At 37.9% G+C, this 21,440-nt stretch carries 22 protein-coding genes and 8 pseudogenes; 16 read left to right on the plus strand and 14 right to left on the minus strand.

Going from position 1 to position 21,440, the window contains the following annotated elements; all coding sequences use genetic code 11:
• Window positions 1–8 precede the first annotated feature (8 nt).
• The 3 genes from AAZO_RS26655 to AAZO_RS12330 all read right to left on the minus strand — a co-directional run bounded on the left by AAZO_RS26655 (window position 9) and on the right by AAZO_RS12330 (window position 874).
• Window positions 9–257 carry a hypothetical protein gene (locus AAZO_RS26655; protein ID WP_144031288.1) on the minus strand — a complete coding sequence of 83 codons (249 nt, stop codon included), beginning with the start codon at window positions 255–257 and terminating at the stop codon, window positions 9–11.
• A 272-nt stretch (window positions 258–529) separates the two neighbouring features.
• Window positions 530–679 (minus strand): hypothetical protein, encoded by a 150-nt coding sequence (locus AAZO_RS35335; RefSeq protein WP_187289478.1) that lies wholly within the window; start codon window positions 677–679, stop codon window positions 530–532.
• Window positions 680–691: 12 nt separating this feature from the next.
• Window positions 692–874 (minus strand): hypothetical protein, encoded by a 183-nt coding sequence (locus AAZO_RS12330; RefSeq protein ID WP_041640176.1) that lies wholly within the window; start codon window positions 872–874, stop codon window positions 692–694.
• A 191-nt stretch (window positions 875–1,065) separates the two neighbouring features.
• Here AAZO_RS12330 and AAZO_RS12335 point away from each other — a divergent pair, with 191 nt between their 5' ends.
• Entirely contained in the window at window positions 1,066–1,530 is a 465-nt protein-coding gene (locus tag AAZO_RS12335; protein WP_041643043.1) for a hypothetical protein, read from the plus strand.
• On the opposite strand, the gene AAZO_RS12340 is transcribed toward AAZO_RS12335, so the two are convergent.
• A complete protein-coding gene (locus AAZO_RS12340) occupies window positions 1,527–1,925 on the minus strand; it encodes a nuclear transport factor 2 family protein (protein WP_013191502.1) in 399 nt (132 codons plus the stop codon). The genes AAZO_RS12335 and AAZO_RS12340 overlap by 4 nt on opposite strands.
• A gap of 70 nt (window positions 1,926–1,995) precedes the next feature.
• Between AAZO_RS12340 and AAZO_RS12345 the strand changes: the two genes are divergently transcribed.
• The 5 genes and pseudogenes from AAZO_RS12345 (at window position 1,996) to AAZO_RS38155 (ending at window position 4,507) form a co-directional block, all read left to right on the plus strand.
• Window positions 1,996–2,181, plus strand: a complete 186-nt coding sequence (locus tag AAZO_RS12345; protein ID WP_013191503.1) for a nicotinamide mononucleotide transporter family protein — start codon at window positions 1,996–1,998, stop codon at window positions 2,179–2,181.
• Window positions 2,182–2,253: 72 nt separating this feature from the next.
• Window positions 2,254–3,178: pseudogene (locus tag AAZO_RS12350) on the plus strand (IS701 family transposase); the annotation flags it as partial.
• 296 nt (window positions 3,179–3,474) lie between these two features.
• A pseudogene (locus AAZO_RS38145) lies at window positions 3,475–3,681 on the plus strand (nicotinamide mononucleotide transporter).
• On the plus strand, window positions 3,645–4,253 hold the full coding sequence (locus AAZO_RS38150) for an adenylyltransferase/cytidyltransferase family protein (protein ID WP_228371176.1): 609 nt from the start codon (window positions 3,645–3,647) through the stop codon (window positions 4,251–4,253). The pseudogene AAZO_RS38145 and the gene AAZO_RS38150 overlap by 37 nt, the downstream one beginning before the upstream one ends.
• Before the next feature lie 14 nt (window positions 4,254–4,267).
• Entirely contained in the window at window positions 4,268–4,507 is a 240-nt protein-coding gene (locus AAZO_RS38155; RefSeq protein ID WP_228371177.1) for an ATP/GTP-binding protein, read from the plus strand.
• A gap of 235 nt (window positions 4,508–4,742) precedes the next feature.
• Here the strand turns inward: AAZO_RS38155 and AAZO_RS43750 are convergent.
• Window positions 4,743–4,961: pseudogene (locus AAZO_RS43750) on the minus strand (alcohol dehydrogenase); the annotation flags it as partial.
• A gap of 95 nt (window positions 4,962–5,056) precedes the next feature.
• Between AAZO_RS43750 and AAZO_RS30220 the strand changes: the two are divergent.
• Window positions 5,057–5,311 (plus strand): cupin domain-containing protein, encoded by a 255-nt coding sequence (locus tag AAZO_RS30220; protein WP_228371178.1) that lies wholly within the window; start codon window positions 5,057–5,059, stop codon window positions 5,309–5,311.
• Between the two features lie 9 nt (window positions 5,312–5,320).
• Here the strand turns inward: AAZO_RS30220 and AAZO_RS12370 are convergent.
• Window positions 5,321–5,659, minus strand: a pseudogene (locus tag AAZO_RS12370) (aspartyl/asparaginyl beta-hydroxylase domain-containing protein); the annotation flags it as partial.
• Between AAZO_RS12370 and AAZO_RS30225 the strand changes: the two are divergent.
• A pseudogene (locus AAZO_RS30225) lies at window positions 5,654–5,833 on the plus strand (hydantoinase); the annotation flags it as partial. The pseudogenes AAZO_RS12370 and AAZO_RS30225 sit on opposite strands and share 6 nt — an antisense overlap.
• 20 nt (window positions 5,834–5,853) lie before the next feature.
• Entirely contained in the window at window positions 5,854–6,711 is an 858-nt protein-coding gene (locus AAZO_RS12375; RefSeq protein ID WP_013191507.1) for a maleate cis-trans isomerase family protein, read from the plus strand.
• Here AAZO_RS12375 and hisS read toward each other — a convergent pair.
• On the minus strand, window positions 6,692–8,080 hold the full coding sequence (hisS, locus tag AAZO_RS12380; protein ID WP_013191508.1) for a histidine--tRNA ligase: 1,389 nt from the start codon (window positions 8,078–8,080) through the stop codon (window positions 6,692–6,694). The genes AAZO_RS12375 and hisS overlap by 20 nt on opposite strands.
• Before the next feature lie 604 nt (window positions 8,081–8,684).
• On the opposite strand from hisS, the gene AAZO_RS35340 reads away from it, so the two are divergent.
• Window positions 8,685–8,861, plus strand: a complete 177-nt coding sequence (locus AAZO_RS35340; protein WP_187289479.1) for a hypothetical protein — start codon at window positions 8,685–8,687, stop codon at window positions 8,859–8,861.
• Between the two features lie 127 nt (window positions 8,862–8,988).
• On the opposite strand, the gene AAZO_RS35345 is transcribed toward AAZO_RS35340, so the two are convergent.
• Entirely contained in the window at window positions 8,989–9,156 is a 168-nt protein-coding gene (locus tag AAZO_RS35345) for a hypothetical protein (protein WP_187289480.1), read from the minus strand.
• A gap of 56 nt (window positions 9,157–9,212) precedes the next feature.
• Here AAZO_RS35345 and AAZO_RS12390 point away from each other — a divergent pair, with 56 nt between their 5' ends.
• Entirely contained in the window at window positions 9,213–9,458 is a 246-nt protein-coding gene (locus AAZO_RS12390) for a hypothetical protein (RefSeq protein WP_144031289.1), read from the plus strand.
• A 46-nt stretch (window positions 9,459–9,504) separates the two neighbouring features.
• Here AAZO_RS12390 and AAZO_RS35350 read toward each other — a convergent pair.
• From AAZO_RS35350 to AAZO_RS12405, 4 genes and pseudogenes are all read right to left on the minus strand, one after another.
• Window positions 9,505–9,951 (minus strand): annotated as a pseudogene (locus tag AAZO_RS35350) (DUF3598 family protein).
• 110 nt (window positions 9,952–10,061) lie between these two features.
• Entirely contained in the window at window positions 10,062–11,483 is a 1,422-nt protein-coding gene (locus AAZO_RS12400) for an aldehyde dehydrogenase family protein (protein WP_013191512.1), read from the minus strand.
• Window positions 11,484–11,521: 38 nt separating this feature from the next.
• Window positions 11,522–12,044: pseudogene (locus AAZO_RS38165) on the minus strand (nitrilase-related carbon-nitrogen hydrolase); the annotation flags it as partial.
• A 304-nt stretch (window positions 12,045–12,348) separates the two neighbouring features.
• Window positions 12,349–12,594, minus strand: coding sequence for a helix-turn-helix domain-containing protein (locus AAZO_RS12405; protein WP_081462776.1), 246 nt, complete (start codon window positions 12,592–12,594; stop codon window positions 12,349–12,351).
• Between the two features lie 293 nt (window positions 12,595–12,887).
• Between AAZO_RS12405 and AAZO_RS12410 the strand changes: the two are divergent.
• A pseudogene (locus tag AAZO_RS12410) lies at window positions 12,888–13,425 on the plus strand (isocitrate lyase/PEP mutase family protein); the annotation flags it as partial.
• Window positions 13,426–14,348: 923 nt separating this feature from the next.
• The gene (locus AAZO_RS12415; RefSeq protein ID WP_013191514.1) at window positions 14,349–17,579 is read left to right on the plus strand and encodes a glycoside hydrolase family 15 protein; all 3,231 of its coding nucleotides are present in this window, start codon (window positions 14,349–14,351) and stop codon (window positions 17,577–17,579) included.
• Between the two features lie 54 nt (window positions 17,580–17,633).
• Here the strand turns inward: AAZO_RS12415 and AAZO_RS12420 are convergent, their stop codons facing one another.
• Window positions 17,634–17,936 carry a YkvA family protein gene (locus AAZO_RS12420; RefSeq protein ID WP_013191515.1) on the minus strand — a complete coding sequence of 101 codons (303 nt, stop codon included), beginning with the start codon at window positions 17,934–17,936 and terminating at the stop codon, window positions 17,634–17,636.
• Between the two features lie 224 nt (window positions 17,937–18,160).
• On the opposite strand from AAZO_RS12420, the gene AAZO_RS12425 reads away from it, so the two are divergent.
• The 3 genes from AAZO_RS12425 (at window position 18,161) to AAZO_RS12435 (ending at window position 20,393) form a co-directional block, all read left to right on the plus strand.
• The gene (locus AAZO_RS12425; protein ID WP_013191516.1) at window positions 18,161–18,949 is read left to right on the plus strand and encodes a MotA/TolQ/ExbB proton channel family protein; all 789 of its coding nucleotides are present in this window, start codon (window positions 18,161–18,163) and stop codon (window positions 18,947–18,949) included.
• Window positions 18,939–19,595 carry an ExbD/TolR family protein gene (locus tag AAZO_RS12430; RefSeq protein WP_013191517.1) on the plus strand — a complete coding sequence of 219 codons (657 nt, stop codon included), beginning with the start codon at window positions 18,939–18,941 and terminating at the stop codon, window positions 19,593–19,595. Before AAZO_RS12425 ends, AAZO_RS12430 begins: the two co-directional genes overlap by 11 nt.
• A 435-nt stretch (window positions 19,596–20,030) precedes the next feature.
• Entirely contained in the window at window positions 20,031–20,393 is a 363-nt protein-coding gene (locus AAZO_RS12435; RefSeq protein WP_013191518.1) for a phage holin family protein, read from the plus strand.
• 143 nt (window positions 20,394–20,536) lie between these two features.
• Here AAZO_RS12435 and psb29 read toward each other — a convergent pair whose 3' ends face one another.
• Window positions 20,537–21,244: a photosystem II biogenesis protein Psp29 gene (gene psb29, locus AAZO_RS12440; protein WP_013191519.1), complete on the minus strand. Its 708-nt coding sequence runs from the start codon at window positions 21,242–21,244 to the stop codon at window positions 20,537–20,539.
• Between the last annotated feature and the right edge of the window lie 196 nt (window positions 21,245–21,440).

A 21,440-nucleotide genomic window follows, 5' to 3' on the forward strand; every position in this document is an offset into this window, starting at 1 on the left:
AATGGATTCTAATTCGCCAGGAAAACGAGTATCAGACCCATGAAATCAAGGGAAGTCACTATTGGTAAAAATCCATAACCACATTGTTTCACCCCTTTGAGTACCCAGGGTGTTTCATCCCCAAGGATATGAGGCTGGGTTTGTTTTATCCACTGTTTGAGGCTATGAATACTTTGAGCCACTGGACCATCTATTCCTTCATTGGTACCTACTAATGTTCCCACTCCAATTTCTATTTGACCCAGTGCCCACAACAAGAAGTATTCTTTTTCATAGGGTCAATAGCCCTAGTTATTGATCCATCCCAAACAAGATTGTAGTGTGATTTCTATATGTTGTACCGATACTATCTCTGGTGACCAGTGTGCCCTTTGTGTTTCCCCACACACACTGCACATCCACGTATATCTTTCATATTCTACTATTTGGATTGGCCTGTCCACCAACTCCCCTAGTTGTTGTGTTTGGATTTTTATTGGTTCGCCAAACAATTGACCCTGACCTCACCATCCACACACTTGCCGTCCCACTATCTCAAATCTATTCTATCTACTCCACTAAACACCTTTCTCGTTTTTCCCCTATGCCCTGGTTGTCCTCCTGGTTTCCGTTTTCGTGTCTGCTTCTCTTCTGGTTTCTCTTCTTGTTTGTTCTCGGTTTTTTTCAGGATGTCTCCCAAGGGTGGTTTGGATCATGTTATGGTCTCTAAATCTCTACTGACCTTGAGTTTATCTATTTCTTTTTCCAGTTCTACTACTCTATTTGTTAGCTTCTCTATACTTTTCCCCCGGTCAATAATGATTTCTACCAGTTGCTCTGTTGCCAACTGCTTCAATAACTCTCTTTCTATTTTTGGTCCCAGCTTCTTTTCCATAACTGCTATATTCTGCCTCTCCTATCACACTTGTCAATATCCCACCACCTGAATCCTTACGTGTTGAGCTACAAGTATTATTTATATTTTTCTCTATTCCTCCCGTGAATAAATTGGTAAACATCACTTTACAAATGCAGAAATTAAGAGATGATGGAATTGACAGTAATGAGAGGAAGATAATTTCCACCATGAATAAATCATTAGATGAATCATTGTCTCAGGAAGTTGCTGAAAGCATCAAAAGTAAAGCCAAGGCCCCTTTTGAAAATGCTTATAAAGCGGTTTTAGCAACTGAGGGTGCAAGGTATGTTCAAGGTTTTGTGGTGTTTACTGGGCAACCATACAAACCTGTTGAACACGCTTGGATTGAGTTACAGGATGTGATTATTGATCCTACTTTTCCTTATCTCCAAAGAAATCCTCACAATATTTGGTATTTTCCGGCGCAAAGTCTGACTGTTAAAAAGCTAAAAGCCATAATTGAGGAATCAAAAGAAGACTATCCAGAAGATGATCCTTTACCAGTTTATGGTAAAATACCTTATGAGTATTATGGTGATTTGATGTTAGGTGATCAGGAATATTTGATAGCGTATCAAGCTGCTGAGGTGAAATGTCGAGAAATCAATAGTGTGGATAGGGGAAAAAACTAATAGGATTTACCATCACTGCCAAAATATTCTCTATATCCATAAATTTTATCATCCCGCACATCAAAGGCAACAGCAACCCGATTTTTATAAGGTTGTCCAAATAAGTTACCTTCATCCCGAAATTCAAAAATAACGGTTTTTTCGTTGCTGGTAATGCTATGTAAAGAAGTAAGTTTAATTCCTGGTTGAAAAGCTTCGTAAACGTATTCAAGAAACTCTTTAGCCCGTTCTTTACCTGTATTTAAACCGTGAAATTTTCCCATGGGAAACCAAAAGGTAAAATCATCTGTCAGCATATCTATAAAATCTTGCCAATTACCATTTTCTAGACCGTTTGTAAAGTACTCAAATGCTTGTTGAGCAATTTTTAGAATTTTTTCTGATTCGGGTTGCATTTAAACTACCTATTTGTTATGAATTTACAATTATTACTGTTTTAGTCACAAATTACATATCGAAAATTGCATGAGTTCTATTGAAATCATTGCAGCTATTTTCGGTCTTGTCAGCGTCTGGTTGACTGTTAAAGAAAATATCTGGTGCTGGCCTACAGGTTTAGTAATGGTATTTTTGTATATCTTTGTTTTCTATGAAGCACGTCTTTACTCAGATGTCATTCTTCAGGTGATTTATATCTTTTTACAAATCTAGGACTTACGCATTGACAAAGTAGCAAAAGAGTGTAGTAATAAAAAATGTCATCTACTTAGGAGGTATTGGAGAATTAGAGAAATAACCAAACCTTCTACAGCAGAATGCAATCTGGAATATTACACTCTGTTGTTGCTATGAGAACCAAAGGATGGGGGATGTTGTAGATTAGCAGAGATATCGGAAAACGTTTCACATGACAGTGTAAATAGATTATTGCTCAGACAGAGATAGGAAACGAAAGATTTATTCGATACAGTAAGGAAAATAATAAATATAATATAATAGGAGGGATTTTAAGTGTAGATGACACACTAGTATAAAAGTTGTATAATGACCCGATAAATTCAGAATTCATCAGTTGTTTTTGGTCTGGTAAATATCATAAGAGCATGAAAGGAATAAATTCAATCACACTGTACTACAGTGATGTGTATGGAAATTCAGTACGAATAAATTACAGAATATACGACCAAAAGCAGGGAAAGACGAAGAACGATTATTTTTAGTAAATGCTCAAGAAAGTGATTTATTGGAGTGTAAAAACAAGAATATTTACAGGAGACAGTTGGTATTCAGGGGTAGAAAACTTAAAATTTTTAAAAAACCAGAAATTGGCTTTTCTATTTGGGACTGAGAAAAATAGAACCGTATCAAATAAACTGAAAAAGTATTGTCTATTAAGGAGTTTAGAAATTCTCGATGAAGGTTTGATAACTCATTTGAGAGCATTTGGATTGATCAAATTGTTTAGGCAAGAGTTCAAAAAAGAAGAATCTAGAGACTATATAGTGTATCTACCAGATGAAGAAGCTCTCAATCAAATCAGCAAAAGTGAATTTGTGACAATTCATGATACTTATTGGGGGATTGAAAGTTTTCATAGAGCCATCAAACAAGTATGTGCAATTTGTCGATTTATGCTTAGAGATAGCCAAGGAATTAAAACACAGAAATCATGTTTGAAGTGAACATTATTTTTAATTGGTATGAATTGTAAAGGAACTTATTCACTTTAGTCGTGCGCGACTACATTGTGGAAAATCTTACCAATGCTGGTGCTGCGTAATACTCATGGATGAGTTTTTTTGTCAATGCCTAACTCCTAAAATCTATGGTTGCTATGCTTGGTTACATGGAGGTAAGAATGACACTCCTCTTTCTGTTAATCGCATCTCTAAACAGGGAAAATTTGTTTGGTCTGGGGTGGCATTTATTGGCAGTTTATCTTGAGGTTATATCATCAATAATTATACGAATGCTGCTTTACCTTACCCTGATGCAAGTATTATTATTTTAAGTTTAATTGCCCAGTCGTTAATGGCTAAGAAAATATTAGAGTGTTGGATGATTTAGATAAGTGTGGATGCGATGGCAGTGGGAGTCTATGCGGTTAAACATCTTTATCCCACAACGATACTCTATACAGTATTTTTAGTTTTAGCTGCTTTGGGGTATAAGGAATGGAAAAAGGCTTACAAAAACCTACAACTGGGATGATTTTGGGCAAGTTTATGCCCCCACATTTAGGACATCAATATCTTGTAGATTTAGCACGAAGTTACGTTGATAGTTTGACAGTTTTGGTTTGTTCTATTCAATCAGAACCTATTACCGGAGATTTTTGCTATCACTGGATGAGGAGGACTTTTGCTGATGTAAATGTTGTTCATGTCACTGATGAAAATCCCCAACAACCAAAAGATAATGCCGATTTTTGGCAGATTTGCTATGAAAGTATTCGTCGGGTATTACCAACGGGACCAGATTACGTTTTTGCATCGGAAAATTATGGTTGGCAGTTGGCGACAATTTTGGGTGCTAGTTATATTCCTGTAGACCATGCACGTATTTCCGGTACGCAGGTGCGGCAAAATACCCTTGCTAATTGGCATTATATACCGCCTTATTTTATGCGTCGTGTGTGCATTTTTTGGTCAGAATCTACAGGTAAATCGATGCTGAGGCAAAATTTAGCTAATTATTACAATACTGTTTATGTGAGTGAGTATGCGCGGGGATTATTAGATTTTAAAGGAGGACCTTGTGATTTTACTAATATTCCCCCTTGATTGCTAAGGGACAAATGGCTGCTGAGGATGCTTTAGTGCGACAAATATTTTGTGATACTGACTTGATTACAACTAAGATTTGGAGTGATGTGCTGTTTGGTCAATGTCCCCAGTGGACTGAAGATGAAGGGAATCGACGACAGTATGATTTATATTTGCTGCTGAATGTAGATGTGCCTTGGGTAGATGATTCACAGCGTTTTCTGTATAACTATCGAGAAGAATTTCGTGATCGCTCTGTATTCAAGCTTTAAAATCACGTCATCGACCTTATATTATCATCAACGCCGACTGGGAACAACTCTGGCAAAAGGCTTGTATGGCAATAGATCAGTTATTGGAGTCATAAAAGAAGCGATCGCAGTTCCGTTTTAGTTATGCGATCACCTTAATTGATACCTAGCCAAAGGAATCAATCCTCAAGATTATATTTCTCATAGTGCTAATATTGGGTGCGGTGTTATGCCCATCAGGTGTGTCACCCCACATTTAAAATTTAACCACTACTTTGCCACAATTTTCACGAGTAAGGAGGTGTTGCACTGCATTAGGTATGGATTCTAAGGCGTTAAATTCTGTTGGGTTAACTACTACTTTAATTTTACCAGCGTAGAACAGATTGAGTAAGCGAACCCTTGCGTCTGGGGTATATTCTTAATAATGTAACATCAAGAAACCAAGCACAGAAGCAGCTTTCCAAAAATCTTGTGATCAAACAAGGTATCACGATACAACCTGCAAATAAAAATTCATATTTATCTCATAACAATGTGAGTCTTTTACACACAGACACAGGTATTCAAATGAACAATAAAACCTCCACAGGACGCAAACACGTGGAAACTGAAGAATCACTTAACTCAGTTCTCAACTTTCCACAACTACCTTTTGAGCTAAACAACTTTGTTACTGGTGAATTCGGTACGGCTCAGATTATATCCATCAAGAAAAGTACAGGTGAATCTACACAGCGCGTCGTCCTGAAAAAAGGTTGGAACCCACCTATAGCTCATTTCACTACTGATGTGGAAATGTTCATGCTAACCGGCGCACTTTAGCAAGGTGGAGCTATGATATAAAATCATGAATTTTCCCTCATGCCAATAAAGCTTATCATGGCATATTTTGATAGCTACATCACCCTCTGGCACAATTAATCCTAGATAGCCACGATTCATGTGAGGGTTATAGTTAACATGAAGCTTGATATGCAAGCCGGGATGGAATGGTCCAAAATACACATTTCTGATTATTTTATCATTCTTTAACTTAACTTTTTATATTATCTGAGCCAAATTTTTAAAATACTTTTCTCTTAAAGCAAGTGCTTTTTCTAATGCCTCATCAGTCCCATATTCAGGATATTTTATTTGATGTAATTCAACACATTCTTCAATAAAGAGACCATTTTGGTAAGTGCTGCTGACTCGCAATCACAACAAAGTTACACACCCTTTGAAGGGATGGAGTTAACGGGAAGGGTAAAAAGTACCTTTTTGCGGGGAAATTTGATTTACAATAATGGGCAAGTTGTGGGTTCACTGATTGGGCATTATTTGAAAATAAATTTAGACTATTGACTTGAACTTAACTCCCTAATATGGTAATTCAACTCAATATGACAGATGGATTAGGATGGCGAAAGAAATTTGGGGTGCTTGCACCAAGCACAAATACGATTGTCGAACCTGATTTTCACGCGATGGGTGTACGGGGTGTTACGTCTCATATGTCCCGGATTCATGTTCGAAACCAGGACTTGAGTAGTCATGAAAAGATGGTGCGTCTTTTAGACCAACTCGGCGACGAAATTCTCTTTGCAATTGATCGGGTGATGACCGCAGGTGTGGATTACGTGATCATGGGAATGAGTGCCGAGATTTTCTGGGAAGGACTTGAGGGGAAGAAAACTTTTGTGAAACGGCTTGAGGACTATGCTGGGCTAAAAGTGGCTTCAGGTCCTATCGGATGTCAGGCAACTCTGGCAAGTTTCAAAGTCAACAAGATTGGGGTGCTCACCCCTTGTCAGCCTGTGGCTGACAAAATGGTATGCTGGTTCTTCAATGACATTGGGGTGGAGGTGTTACGGCTGAAGGGACTGCGTTGCCCTACTGCACTCTCAATTGCTGAAGTCTCTGAGGATAAGCTTCGCTACCATCTTCAGGAACTTGATGGTGATGATATGGAGGCGATCATGCAGGTTCGTACTAATTTGAGTATACTTCGGCTCGCCGATGAAGCGGAACGGTGGATCGATAGGCAAACCTGTGATTGCAATCAATGCGGCCACCTGGTGGTATGCGTTACGCCAGAACGACATCCAGGATCGAGTGTAGGGGTGTGGAAGACTTTTACGAGAATTTTTATAAGGTCTAATAACAGTTTTAACGTCGTTCCAGCAGATATCACTGACAATAGTACCCTGAACAATGCTGAATTTACGTCAGCCTTCTTTTAATTTCTTCCGCTAAATCTGCCAAAGCTACCTCCACTTGCTCACCACTTTTCAAATTCTTTAATGATGATTTTTGGGCTGCGGCTTCATCAGCACCAATAATAACACAAAATTGAATTCCTTGTTTATCTGCTGCTTGAAATTGTTTACCCAAAGGACGTTTTTCAAAGTTAGTTACAACATTAATCCCTGCTTGTCTTAATTGCTGTGATACCTTTAAATAAACAGCTATCAAATCTTCCTGCATATTCACTACCACCACCTGGGTAGGTGTTGCAGATAAAGTATTGAGAATACCCGCTTTTAATAACCGACTAATTAACCGAGTTAAACCAATAGAAATACCCACTCCAGGCATTTTTTCGCCTAAAAACATTCCCACTAATTCTTCATATCTGCCTCCAGAACAAATACTACCCAAAGCTTCATGTCCTATTAAAGTAGTTTCGTAAACCGTGCCAGTGTAGTAATTTAAACCACGAGCAATTGATAAATCAATACAGAACCGTTTGTCAGCAACTCCTAAATCTCTAACTCCATTAATTACCGTTGCTAATTCAGTAACTCCTAAGTTAAATTGTTCTGCTTCGGGAAAACTTTGCGCGAGATGATTGAGTTTATCTAAAACATCATCAACACTACCATCAATTTTAATAAACTCAATAATTTTCTCAGTTTGTTCGGAAGAAATACCTTCTTTCTCTAACTCCGACTTAACTTTTGCTTCTCCAATTTTTTCCAAATTATCAATAATGGCAATACAAGCTTTAATTTGGTTTTCCGGAACTTCCACAGACTGAAAAAACCCTGTCAGAATTTTGCGGTTATTGATGCGAATTGCAAAATCACCAATATTAATAGCTTCAAATATTTCAGTTATAATTGCCGGCATTTGGGCATCATATAGCAAACTGAGTTTACCACGAGCCACCACATCAATATCACATTGACGAAACTGCCGAAACCGCCCGTCTTTTGCCCGTTCACCGCGAAAAACCATATCCATTTGATAACGAGAAAAAGGAAAAGTTAATTCATTTAAATGACGTGCAATATAAGCCGCAAAAGGAACAGTTTGATCAAACTTTAAAGCCCTAGCTTCCAAAGCAGTTTCGCCAGATTTATCCTTTTCTGCTTGGCGATTTGGTGGTAAAATTGGATCAATACCATAGATTATATTATCCCCCTGATTGCCCTTAGCTTGCAGTACTTCTAACCGTTCTACTGCTGGGGTTTCAATCGGTGTAAAGCCATAGCTTTCAAAAACACGACGGATTATATCTAATAAATATACTTCTAGACGCTTTTCGCTAGGCAGAAATTCGGGAAACCCGCTAGGGGTAGAAAAGTTGATTTTGTCACTTTTTGCCATACCCATACCTTATAAAATTGAAATTTCGGATATATAGCAATCCTACATCAAACAACTTTAGGAGTTACAAGGAATATTGATTGTGAGAATTGAAAGCCACAAAAACACAACCCAATACTACTCAGTTAACAATCTGAAAGTTGTCAGTTCCTTGGGGAAAAGGTTAAAGGGTAAAGTGTCAATATTTTTTGTTTCCCCTATGCCCCTTAACCGACAAATATTGAGATACGACCGATTTATAAAGTTTCAGTAAATTTATCGCTGATTTAAGGTATTTTTTATCGTAGCAGTTTTACTTAAGTAGAGTTTGCATATTTAATGATTTACTAATTTGATATAAATCTGTTGCTTAGACTTATAGCTTATTGTATAAAACAATAAGCTATAAGTAAAGCTAATGCTACAATTATATATATTGTAGGACTCCTTGCTTACCATATTATTAATGATTTTTTTTAGGAAAATAGTCACTTAATCTCGTACCTATCCGTTGTAGCAAATTTTAGATTTGTAGCAAATTTTAGATTTGTAGCAAATTTCAGATTTTGTATGCTGGATATGTATAGAGAATAACTTTTGTTTTTTGTTCACTCACTAAGGTTTCATGAGTATGAATTTAACGCATCAAGCGAAAAAGTTGGGTTATGTAGCTGGTATAGCCGCTTCTGTTTCTATAGGCTCGCTCGTTATCTCTCCTCAACAAGCTCAAGCATTAAATTTTTTACTAGTAGCGCCTCCTACAACAACGGAGATCCTACGGGTAATGATATCAGTACATTAACCCTAGCTAAGTATAATCCTCTAGCAGGACAGCAAAGAACTGAAGTGCGTTTCACCCTTAATGCTAGTGTTATAGGTCCTTTGAGTATCACTAATACTTCTACCTCAGCCAGGAACTATAGACTAACTCACACCTTAGACGAATATAATGTGACAGCAGGAGTTACCTTTCCAGCTGCACTAAGCAGCTTAAACTTACAGCCATTCACGCTACCACTGACAATGTTTTCAGTACCTACCAATATGTCTTTAGCTGCTGGTGGTACAGCCACATTTGGACCTACCGCGTTGTTCAATGGTTCACCTAGCACTGAATCTTACACGCTAAGCTCAGAAGCAAGCATTGCAATTTTTGGGAACAGGTACTTTTAGCCTGGAAATATATGCGATCACAGGCTTGGGCCTTAATCAAACAAGTGGAAGTATTCAGTCTTCTGATACCTCAATTACCAGTGGTTTATTAAAAGTAGAATATATCGGTCAACAAGTTCGCTTTGAATTTTCTTCCGGTGTCAGCATCCCTATTTTTGCTGGAGCTTTCTTTAGATTTTCTTACTGGAAACGACAGCGCCATTTAAAGTCCGCAAAACTTTCATAGATAACCGCAGTCAGTAGGGCAAGCATTTCCCACTCTACAAATATGACTACCTTACCCGTTCCTCCTGAATAAGAGTACGTTGATAGATTTTGTCATTTTTAAACCAATGCCAAGTGCGAGCGCGATTATTATTATCAGGATTGATTTGAATCATTTCATATAAATACATATTTGGGAATTGTTTATAACCAAACCACAAAATAACGGTTGAATCATCAACTTCCCTGGCTTTACCTTGAATGCGTTCAGTATCAAACAAAAGTTTTGTATCTTGATAAATACCTGGAAATTGATGTTCTTCCTATTTACCATCAGCCCAGGTATAACGATTGATTTGATAGTAAGAATAAAGACTATTTTCAGGAAATTGACAACTTAAATGAGATGGATGAATATCCAGAACTTTTCCGGTTGTATCAACTAGAGTATAAGTTACTTACCATTAACCTTCATGACGGGCTAAAACAGGCGTTTCTAGACGAATATTAGACATATTGATAGTTGGTGATTGGTGATTGGTGATTGGTGATTGGTGATTGGTGATTGGTGATTGGTGATTGGTGATTGGTGATTGGGACAACCTTTTACTCATTCCCCAATCCCCTATTCTTCATCATTAAACCACCAAGGGTCTTTATTAGTGTTGGTTTTAATTAAAAAAGCTTTTTTTCGCATAAAGCGTTTAAACCCTGCTGCACCCATGTGCGAACCTCCCAAACCAGAAAATTTAAAAGCGTTTTTCTCTCCTTCGTGCATCATAGCTGTTAAACAAGTATCATTAATACTAATAGCACCTACATCTATTTGCATACCAACTTCTAATGCTAACTCCTCTGATTCAGCAAATATAGCAGCACTCAATCCATAAATAGAATCATTGGCTAAATCTATTGCTTTTTCTACTGTAGAAAAAGGCATGACTGGCATAATAGGACCAAATGTTTCTTCAGTCATCACTTTCATGGAATGGTCAACTTCAGTGAGAACTGTGGGACGACACCACCAACCTCCACCTAATTTTTCAACTTTACCACCACAATGAATTACTGCACCTTTTGATATTGCATCTTGCAGATGTTCATTAATAATTGCTGCTTGATTCTCGGAAATTATTGGACCTAATTCCCCACTTTCAACGGCAGGATAAGCGAGTTGTACGCGAGAAGATTTAGCTACTAATTGATGATAAACTTCTGGAAATATAGATTCAGCCACATAGATTCTTTCAATTGATAAGCATGACTGTCCAGAATTAACAACAGAACCCCATAAAATTGCAGAAGTTGCTAAATCTAAATCTGCAGATTCTAAAACAATTGCTGGGTCTTTTCCACCTAATTCTAAGAAAGCAGGAATAAAGTTTCTGGCTGCTGCTTCTGCAACTACATGCCCCACTTCTACACTGCCTGTAAAGCAGACTAAATCTACATCTTCTATTAGAGCTGCCCCTGTTTGTCCTGCACCTTCAACAAAATTTAAGACATCACGTAATTTAGGAATAGTATTCAATGTAGTTATTAAAGGTGCAACGAAACGAGGAGTGATTTCACTAGGTTTAACGATGACAGCAGAACCTGCTAATAAAGCGGGAATTGTATCAAATGTAGATAACAACAGGGGAAAATTCCAAGGACTAATGACACCGACTAGGGAGTAAGGAACAGCAGTTTGTTGTAAAGCAATAAAGGGAATAGATGTATTTTTTGCAGTTTCCTGTAGTAACTGGGGTGCTAAATTACACCATCTATCAATACCATGTAAAAAAGAGTCTATTTCTAAAACTGATGTTGATAATCTACCAGTATCATTTACTAATGCATCCGTTAGCTGTTTGCGATTAGCTAATATAGCTTGTTTCCACTGTTGGATCGCCTCAATTCTACCTTCTATACCGAGTTCTTGCCAATGAATTTGCCCCCTACGGAGACGGTGACATTGGTGTGAAAGGAACTTTGGTGGAGGAGGGATAATAACGTAATCAAATTTACCTGTGCGGGGGTTACGGACTTCTATTGGTTTTGTCATTAGGAACTCTTAACTCTTAACAGGGAATTAGTTATTGTTCAAATTATCCCTAACTTTGTGAGTCTTTCAATAGTTTCTTGCTGTGTTTGGATGAAACGCTTACGGTCTATTGTCCCATCTACTATAGTATTAGGGGGATAGAAATGTTACTGACTGTAACTTTCAGCGTAAAGTTCAAAGCGTTGAAGGGAGAGTCAATTATTTAACCCTGGTCGAGTGCGATCACTCCTTCATCCTGCTAAATTAATTTCAGTAAATGCTGCCATACTTTCAGCTGACCATATTTCTGTTAATACGATACCCCAATAATCAATAATTTTAGAACCACCATCTACAGAAGCAGCATGGATAGAACTATTAACTACACCAGCTAAAAAGATTGTATATTTCTGGGCAATTTTACTAAGTGCTTCATATTCAGAGCCCCTGACATTTCTAAACAGGCTTTTTTGTCCATACTTCTATAGATTCTCCCATCGGAAAACCTGTAAGGAAATATTCAGGGAGAACAATTAAACGACAGTCAGAACGAATAAAAGCAATACTAGCAGCAATTTGTTTTTATCAGCGGTGAATTAGAGACGGCTGAAAATTTAGAAAGGAGTCTGTGTCTGGCTTTCCATAGTGTTAAGATTAGGAAAGAGCCAAGGAAAGAATCAGGGTTGGGAATAGTTACGGATAGTTCCTATCCATGAAGATGTTGATGACTAGTTCATAACTGACCTCATATCCATAACATTTATGAAATGGGCAAAACTAATGAACCAATTCCTAATGTGACTAAACCACAAATAGTTAGTAAGAATTACTTGTGAGTAAATTGGGGAATTCAGGGGAAATCTTTCTTGAGGTACCCGGAATATTTTTACAAGTCTAATGACCTATTCAAAAAAAATCCCCTTGGTGGAAAACTCTTTGTTTCCTGCCTTTTGTTCTGAGTCGCCATGGCATAATCGCTATCATGTTTTTCTACCTGTTCAAGGACACTAGCAGGCAAAACATCTCGTAATATCTCTAGCCAGTAATGAAATGTGTCCTTTGCTTCCGTTTTCCATATACCGAAATGGAAACCTAAAACCTCAAATGTTGGCATTTTCCTCCAATAGAACAAGCATAGAGATACCTATTCTTTTATCTCTAGTTTCCCTTTCCCCCCTCCTCCTTTCTAATTTAGACCTATGTTTTTACTTTCTATGTCACCTTGAAGTTTTCTATGCTACATTTCACCTTGGGCTAACAAGTCTTGAAACTGATGGTTAGTTATTCCCAATATTTGTTTTCTACGATGTGGATATTCTTGAATATAGTTAATTTAGTGGATTTTTCCTTTTGGTACACCCTCAAAATTCCCTTCTACCATTTTTTTCACACCAAGTTAATTTTCCTGACAGGTCTACTGGTTAGGGTAACGCTTTAAATATGATGCGGACGGTAAAAGATACGGTAAAAATTGGGTTAGCTGGAGTAATTTTAGAAGACCAAGAATGGCCGAAAAAGTGTGGTCATTTTGAAGGGAAGCGCGTTATACCCATGAATAAACACCCTGGTAAAATACCTGCTGCTGTAGAAGCCCATGCTGATACCGGTTTAGTGATCACAGCTCGTACTTATGCCCGCGCACCTTTGGGCTTAGAGCAAGCTATTAGATGCGGGCAAGCTTAGATCAATACTGGGGCGGATACGCTATTCGTAAAAGCACCCCAGTCTATAGCAGAACTGCAAACCATAGCCGTAGCTTTTCCTAATATACCGTTGGTAGCAAATATTGGTGAAGGTGGGAAAACTCCCGAAATTTCTCCAGCAGAATTACAAAATTTAGGCTTTAAACTTGTTTTTCCCCCTTACCGCACTCATGGCTGTCACTGAGGTAATGAGTTCTTATTTTCGTCATCTCAAAGAACAGGTAACTACCAATAATTTACCAGATTTGATGGATGTTTAAGATTTTCAAAAACTCATGAATGTTCCTAAATATCTGCAAATTGAACGCTAGTATCAGAATTAAATTACCTTACTACAGTACGGCGTAAATAAACCAACCATTCCAAATCTCTGAAAAGCTCACGCCGTATACATTTTGAATTTTGTTGGCGCAGCCTGCTGGAAGCACTATTTTGTTAGGGTAGCTCTTCTGCAAGAAGCATTTTGAATTCACGGCGGTACGAGACATTCAGCTATTAGATGGCAATTGATTAAATATACTCCATCTTGCAAATATGCACAAGATGTCTAATCAGAAACTTCCAATGACTATAAGTTACCCGTGGTAAGGTTTAAGCGAACCATCAGCATATACTTATAGTGGCACTAACTCGGTTTTACCATTAACTTTTACTTGGGAGTAAACTACTTTGATCAATAGAGCATGATTTTTGTTGTAACGTAAATACATCATACATCCTCTCTTTTAAGTTACAAATTGTACTTGCGATGAAAATAATTTAAATATATATTATATAATAATGAATGTAAAAAATCTGATTCTGAGTATGTCACCTTGAAGAGTTGTTTTGTTTCTTCTGCTTTAGTAATAACAAAAAAAAGCTTAATATAGGGTAAATTTTATGCTAAACAGAGGAAAATTTGAAGAAATAATTCAAGTGGGTTTTGGGTGAATACTATTAAATATAATTACTGAAGCGATATTTTTGTTGACAATTGAAAAACTATAAACAAACACTAAACCTGAGAGGATTCTGTAAAAGTCTCAGGAGGTATAGTTTTGTCATTCTGAGCGGAATGAAATCGAGATGACATTAAAAGACCCTTTTAAAACATCCTCTGATGAGTAATGTACTCATCGCTATCATTTGATTTTATTCACCGCTACAGGGTTACATTTGCCTAGCAATTCCCAACCAACTTATGAAAACACCTACAGCATTGACAACTCGGCTGGATGTCTACTATCAACAAATCAAGACAATTATTCTGTCTCGCCAAAATCCGATTACTGGTTTGCTACCAGCGAGTACAGCAATTACCGCTCATGGTGATTATACAGATGCTTGGGTGCGAGATAATGTTTATAGCATTTTAGCAGTTTGGGGATTAGCTGTTGCCTATCGCAAGTTAGACAATGATGAAGGAAGAACTTACGAACTAGAACACAGCGTAGTCAAGTTGATGCGTGGGTTACTTTTCGCCATGATGCGACAGGCTCATAAAGTAGAAACATTTAAACATACTCAATTTCTACTAGATGGACTGCACGCAAAATACAACACAGCTACTGGTGATATTGTTGTTGGGGATGATGAATGGGGACATTTGCAAATTGATGCCACATCAATATTTCTACTGATGTTAGCGCAAATGACCTCTGGGAGTTTGTCAATTGTTTATACACTGGATGAAGTCAATTTTGTTCAAAATTTGGTTTATTATATTGGACGCGCTTACCGCACTCCTGATTATGGTATATGGGAAAGAGGTAATAAAATTAATCATGGTAGTGCTGAATTAAATGCCAGTTCCATAGGTATGGCAAAAGCAGCTTTAGAAGCTATGAACGGGCTGAATTTATTTGGTATACATGGAAGTCAAAATTCCATCATTCATGTATTACCAGATGAAATCGCGAGGGCGAGAATTACACTAGAATCTTTATTACCAAGAGAATCAGGTTCTAAAGAAGTTGATGCAGCACTGTTGAGTATTATTAGTTATCCGGCGTTTGCTGTAGAAGATGTGAAGTTGAGGGAATCTTCTGGTGAGACACTGCGCGATCGCACCTTCAACAAAATTATCAGAAAACTGGCAGGTAAATACGGTTGTAAACGATTTCTCCGTGATGGACACCAAACAGTTTTAGAAGATCCCCACCGCTTACATTACGAACCTGGAGAACTCAAGCAGTTCGAGAACATCGAATGTGAATGGCCATTATTTTTCACTTATTTAGTTCTTGATGGACTATTTCGTGGTCAGCAAGAGCAAGTTAAAAAATATCAAACACTATTAGAATCATTGCTGATAGAAATTGATGGCATAAAGTTATTACCAGAACTGTATTATGTCCCGGCTGAGAACGTCGAAGCCGAAAAATTAGCACCACAGACTCAAAGCCGTTTACCTAACGAAAATATCCCCTTAGTGTGGGCGCAAAGTTTATATTTACTTGGTCAAATGTTGAGTGAAGGATTACTCGCTATTGGAGAAATTGATCCTTTAGGCAGGCATTTATGTGTAAACAAAAAACGCAAATCATTAATACAAATTGCCTTATTAGCAGAAGATGAGGAATTACAAGCAAAACTACAAGTTCACGGAATTGAAACTCAAACTCCTACCCAAATCGAACCAATTCAAGTTAGAAAAGCAGGCGAGCTTTCCCAAATTTATACACAAATCGGACGCAATGATAAATTGGGTTTAACTGGTCGTCCAATTCGGCGGTTGCGGAGTTTGACAACATCAAGAATTTTTAGAATTTGTGGTGAAACAGTTGTATTTTTGCCATCCTTCCTAGATTCACAGCAGTTTTACTTAACTCTTGATTACCATTTTCTAGTAGATCAACTCAGAAGTGAATTAGCCTACATTGAAAAATATTGGAGTGACTTAGGTCGTCCGACTCTCACCTTAATGTTAACCCACACCATGTTAGAAATTGGTTCCCAAGTATTATTAGAATTGATGCAAGAACTGAAAGATGGTATTTGTAACGGTGTGCAAGTAAAATTAGGGCGACTAAATCAATTAATGCTAACAGCAGGAATCCAAACGATTGATTTTCTTCCCAATGGAGAATTTGCCCAATCAGCTGTTAAGAATGCTGGTATACGTTGCTATTACTTAGCTTATCATCCTGAAAAAAATTGGCGGTTAGGACATACCCAAGAATTCCAAATGGAATGTGAAACCAACTTGGGAGAATTACTCAGACATTTGCGGACATCAGAAAATATATATGAGCAAATCGAATTACTGCAAACCTTAAAAAGATTACAGGGATTAGAATTTGATACAGGATACGGAGGTCCAGGACATCCTGTAACAGTATCAGAGTTACTAGATGAAGTTTACACAAAAGCCGGGGATTTTGGTATTTGGGCAGTAGTGCGTCGAGCTGCTGGTTTACGCCAAATGGTGGATATTGGCTTATCTGATGCCATCACCAGTATAGTGGTACGAGGTAAACAAATTGCAGTGGGTCGAGCTTATAGCAAAGCTTCCCTGATTGTTTTACCCATGTCCCACAATGAAATTGCCGAAAAAATTAATAACTTCTGTCGTGAGGATATACGCGATCGCGTATTGACACAAGAAATTTTAATTTATTTGGGAGTATTAATCAAATCAGAACCGGAATTATTTCAAGGATTACTAACCCTCAGAGTCGGCTATCTAATTTTATTAATTACCAGTGAACTAGCTCAAGAAATGGGCGTTACGCAAGACGAAGCCTATGATTACTTAATGCAGCTTTCGCCATTTGAAGTAAAAACACGCCTACATCAAGTATTAATAGGATATACAGGCGTTAGTGGTTTATTGCGTCAACAAGAATCATTGCACGTCAAGCAAAAAGAAAGTGATATTGCTTGGGTAGTTCTACCAGCAATTAACGAAGAAATTGAAACTCCTCCCGAAAATTGGCGCAGATTCCGCCAAGCAGAAGGCACACTTAACCGAGTTCCTAAAGACTTTTTTAAACAAGTTTGGCTATTAATGCAACATTGTAAAGGTCTAGTAATTGGCGATAAACTAGAACGACGCAATCGCTTAGATAGTGAAGTCATGCTATCAGAAATGACAGCAGGAGAAAGAAACTTTGCTTTATTAGTAGAGCATTTACTAAATAAAATTGAAGCTCCAGAATACCGCCAAGTTAACCTAGAAGCCTTATTGGAACTAGCAGCAATAGCCGCTAATAACCCCAGCTTGCAAATTGAAGAGTATATAGTTTTAGATGTGTTAATTGGTCATGCTGTGCGGTTAACATGGCTAGAAAATCATCCCCATCGCATTCATAATTATGATGAAGATAAAGGTTTAGCATGGCCACATTTTTATAACACCTCTCCTCAAAATTCAGCTAACTATATTTTGAAAGCATTTAGATACTTGATAGAGTTTGGAGAAGATATTTAACCGCAGAGGAACTTTTCGCTGCGATTACCTCCGGGTTCCTCTACGTTAAAAAAATCACTTCACAGAAACAGCATCCACATCAACAGTATTGTCTGTAGGTGTAGACTCATTAACACTAGTTTCTACATTACCTTTTTTAGTTTTCCAACCATCAATTACTAATCCAGAAACTTCCGAAACTAACAATGTCAAAAGCAAAAGATCATCAATTTGTCCAACCACAGGTATAAAGTCTGGAGCAATATCTATGGGGCTGAGAAGATAAGCTATGGTGCCAAGAATTACCCACCAACGGTACTTAGGATTGCGCAGTACATTGCCATACCAGGCATAAAGCGATTGAATTGAGAAGTTCATATTTTTAACCTCTAGTTAATTCTAATTTTGCCAAATCATCCTCTAAACTCCCGGTGGGAATAACCGTCCTATTTATTATCTGTGTATAGATGATGGTAATCGTCATGCTTTGTTAACTGCTTGTATAGCGATAGAGTAAGTGAATATGGTAATGGTGAATTAATCTCTAAAATTAAAATGCTTTGCCATTGTTGCTCTAGTAATGGAGGGAGGAAACCTACACAGTGGATATTTTAGATTTGTTTCATAAGGGCGGCCCAGCAATGTGGCCTCTACTGGTGCTATCAGTCCTGTCTTTAAGTGTCATTTTTGAGCGTCTTTGGTTTTGGTTGCGAATTTTAATGCAAGAAAAGGAAATAGTTGAGCGCGTCCTTGATGCTGCTACTGAGAATTGGGAAATAGCTACGGAAATAGCTCAAAAAGCTGTGGACCAACCGATTGGACGTTTTCTCTATGCACCCCTACGCTTGCAAAAAAGCGATGCAGAAACCTTTAGACTAGCTCTAGAGTCCACAGCCGCTGAAGAACTAGCGGGGATGCGACGGGGCGAAAAACTTTTAGAATCTGTGATTGCTCTTTCGCCGCTGTTAGGATTGTTGGGTACGGTTTTAGGTTTGATTCAGTCTTTGCGTTCAATCCGCATTGGTGATTTGGGTAATGAATCTACAGCAGGAGTAACGACTGGGATTGGAGAATCTCTAATTAGTACGGCTGCTGGTTTAATAGTTGCGATCGCTAGTTTAGCATTCTATCGTCTGTTTCAAGGTTTTGTTGTTAACCAATTCAAAGTTTTTAATAAAGCCGGCAATGATTTAGAGTTACTTTACCGTCAGTCTCCACCAGACCCCAATAAAAGTACATCAACGGTACGGGAATATACTGCAGAAAGCTTTAGTTCACCCCGTAAACGTCGTAAAAATAACTTGAATACAACAACCCCCGAACCTTCTTTAGAGGAAACAGCCCCAAATCCCCATCCTAACTCGTCACAAGAGCTAGAAAATGAAAGTTAACCTACATACTCCCATTGAAGAAGTCCAAATTCAAATCATCCCCTTAATCGATGTCGTTTTTTGTATCCTGACTTTTTTTCTGTTAGCAGCGTTGCAATTTACTCGGCAACAAGCAATTAATGTTGATTTACCCAAAGCCAGTACAGGTACAACTTCTGGTGCTAGTTTACAGAAAGACATATTGCCTGTAACTATTGATGCTGTTGGTCAAATTTACATTGAAAAAGAACCTATCCAACGTGATCAGTTGGAAGCAAGATTACAACAGTATGTGGAAGCAAATCCTAATGGTATTTTGGTGCTGAATGCATCACGGACATCAACTTACAACGATGTCATTCAAACCTTAGATTTGCTCAGACAAGTAGGAGGAAATCGTGTGTCTTTGGGAATTATTCCCGGTCCATCTCAACCACTCACAAATTCTCCCAACTTTTCTACCACCCCGATTGTTCCCATACCTAATACCGTGCCAATTCCAGGGAGTGATCTACAAAATAATTTTAACCCTTCTCTACCCTCAGCCCCAAATCCATTTCCTGCTCCTGGGCAAGGTATCAATCCTAATTCACCAATAGTTCCTAATGACAGCATACCTCCAGTTCCTGTAGCACCAGAAAACAGTAATTCTGCACCTAAAAGGTGAACTAATTTGTCTAAAATTTTATAGGTGAAAATTCCCTCTAGCCCTTATCAATAACGAGAGTTTGGGGGAATTTTATTTTTACCAATATCAAGAAAAATTAGATAAACCTAAAGATATCTAAAATAAATTACCGTTCTAGAAAAAACCTCTGCTAATTTATAAATAATTGGTTAAGCTACAAAGATTGTCTGATCAACCTCCGTCGGGAAAGGCAAGAGGGAAGAGGGAAGAGGCAAGAGGCAATAGTTTAGATCCTTGTTTGAGTTCTGAGTAATTGACTCTTCCCTCTTCTATTGGTCGCTGGCGTTGGCAGGCTTAAATTCCCCATCATACGCTTTCTAATATTGCCTTTAGCCTTTTTCCTTTAGCCTTTGCCTTATCAATAGACCAAGTAATTTATCGCCAATCGCCATTTACGTTTCAAGGGTTGCGGCAATGAATATTGTGACACTGTTAATTGTTTGGTTAGTCACTTCTATCAGCTTGTGGATTATTAGTAAATTACCTTTGGGAGTTGAAATTGATACTCCAGGTAAAACCATCTTTTCCGCAGCAGTGCTTGGTATTATCACAGCATTAGTTAGACCAATTTTAGGGTTTGTATTTACGATACCAAATTTAGTCACCTTTGACTTATTATCTGGTATCTTTACATTCATGATTGCTGTTGTTTGTTTTAGTATTGCTGCCTGGTTAGTAGAGGGTTTCCGCTTACGTTATGGTATTTGGAGTGCTGTTTTAGGAGCGTTCACACTCACTATTATCAACAACATAATCTACAAATTACTTGCTGTGTAAATAATTCGTAATCGCTAATTCGTAATTCGTAATTTAGTGTTTACTAAAATGTAAATTGGCTGAATTGTAAACAAGTTTACTGTTCATCTACAATCTTATGAGCTGCCAGCTTTAATTACGAATTACGAATTATAAATTCTAAATTATTCGTTGTTACTAGGAGGAGCTAGCGGGGCAGTCGATTTTTGTTGACGCTGATCGCGTTTTTTCCGATCGGCTGCCAGCATATCTGCCATTACTATCAGTGCTTGTGCCAATTTATCTAGGTTAGAGCGATATAACTCTAAATCCTTGGTAAGTTTTTCTTCAGATAAATGTAAACCCTGCGCGATCGCTTTTAGTGCCTGATTACGTTGCTTCTCATCTTTGACAAGTTCAGAATCTACCATTTCTAATAATGAGAACAGACCAATGGCAAACAAGCGGCTGTATTTAAATTCAGCATTGTTAGCTATCGCTTGCAGTTGTGCTTGCAAATCACGATCTTGATCTAAATAAGTAGTTTGACTCAACCACGAAATTAAATCTTTAGTTAGCAAACTTTGAGCTACAACTTGTAATCTAGCCGCATCTTGTCGATAGCGTTGCGGATCTTGCTCTACAGCCTGAATTATGGCGTTAAAAATAGATGCTTGATCTTGTTCTGGTTGATAGCCTTGCATAAAGCGGTCAAAAGCTGTAACTACGCCTAATGCATAAATTGAATTGTATCTAAAATCCACATTTACCGACAATAGGTGCATTTCCACCATCAACTCCTCCACTACCCGGCGGTAAATAGTGTTGATTGGGCGAGTATGAAGATTATAGAAAGTTCGTTTTGTATCAGAGACAGTACGGACGTTATTCACAAAGAAAATGTTAAGGGCGACGTATTCTTATTTTCTCGTTTAAAGGCTACTTTGCCAAGTTATGTTAAGAAGACAGGAGGCCGAATTCCACAAAGAAGAGGTAGGGTGTGGGGTGGAAAGCATCAAGAGCTTACAAAAAAATTGGTAATTCGTAATAGTGCCTCCGATCCAGCAAGGTATACGTAATTACTACCCT

Source organism: 'Nostoc azollae' 0708, assembly GCF_000196515.1.
In the GTDB taxonomy this organism is placed as follows: Bacteria; Cyanobacteriota; Cyanobacteriia; order Cyanobacteriales; family Nostocaceae; genus Trichormus_B; species Trichormus_B azollae.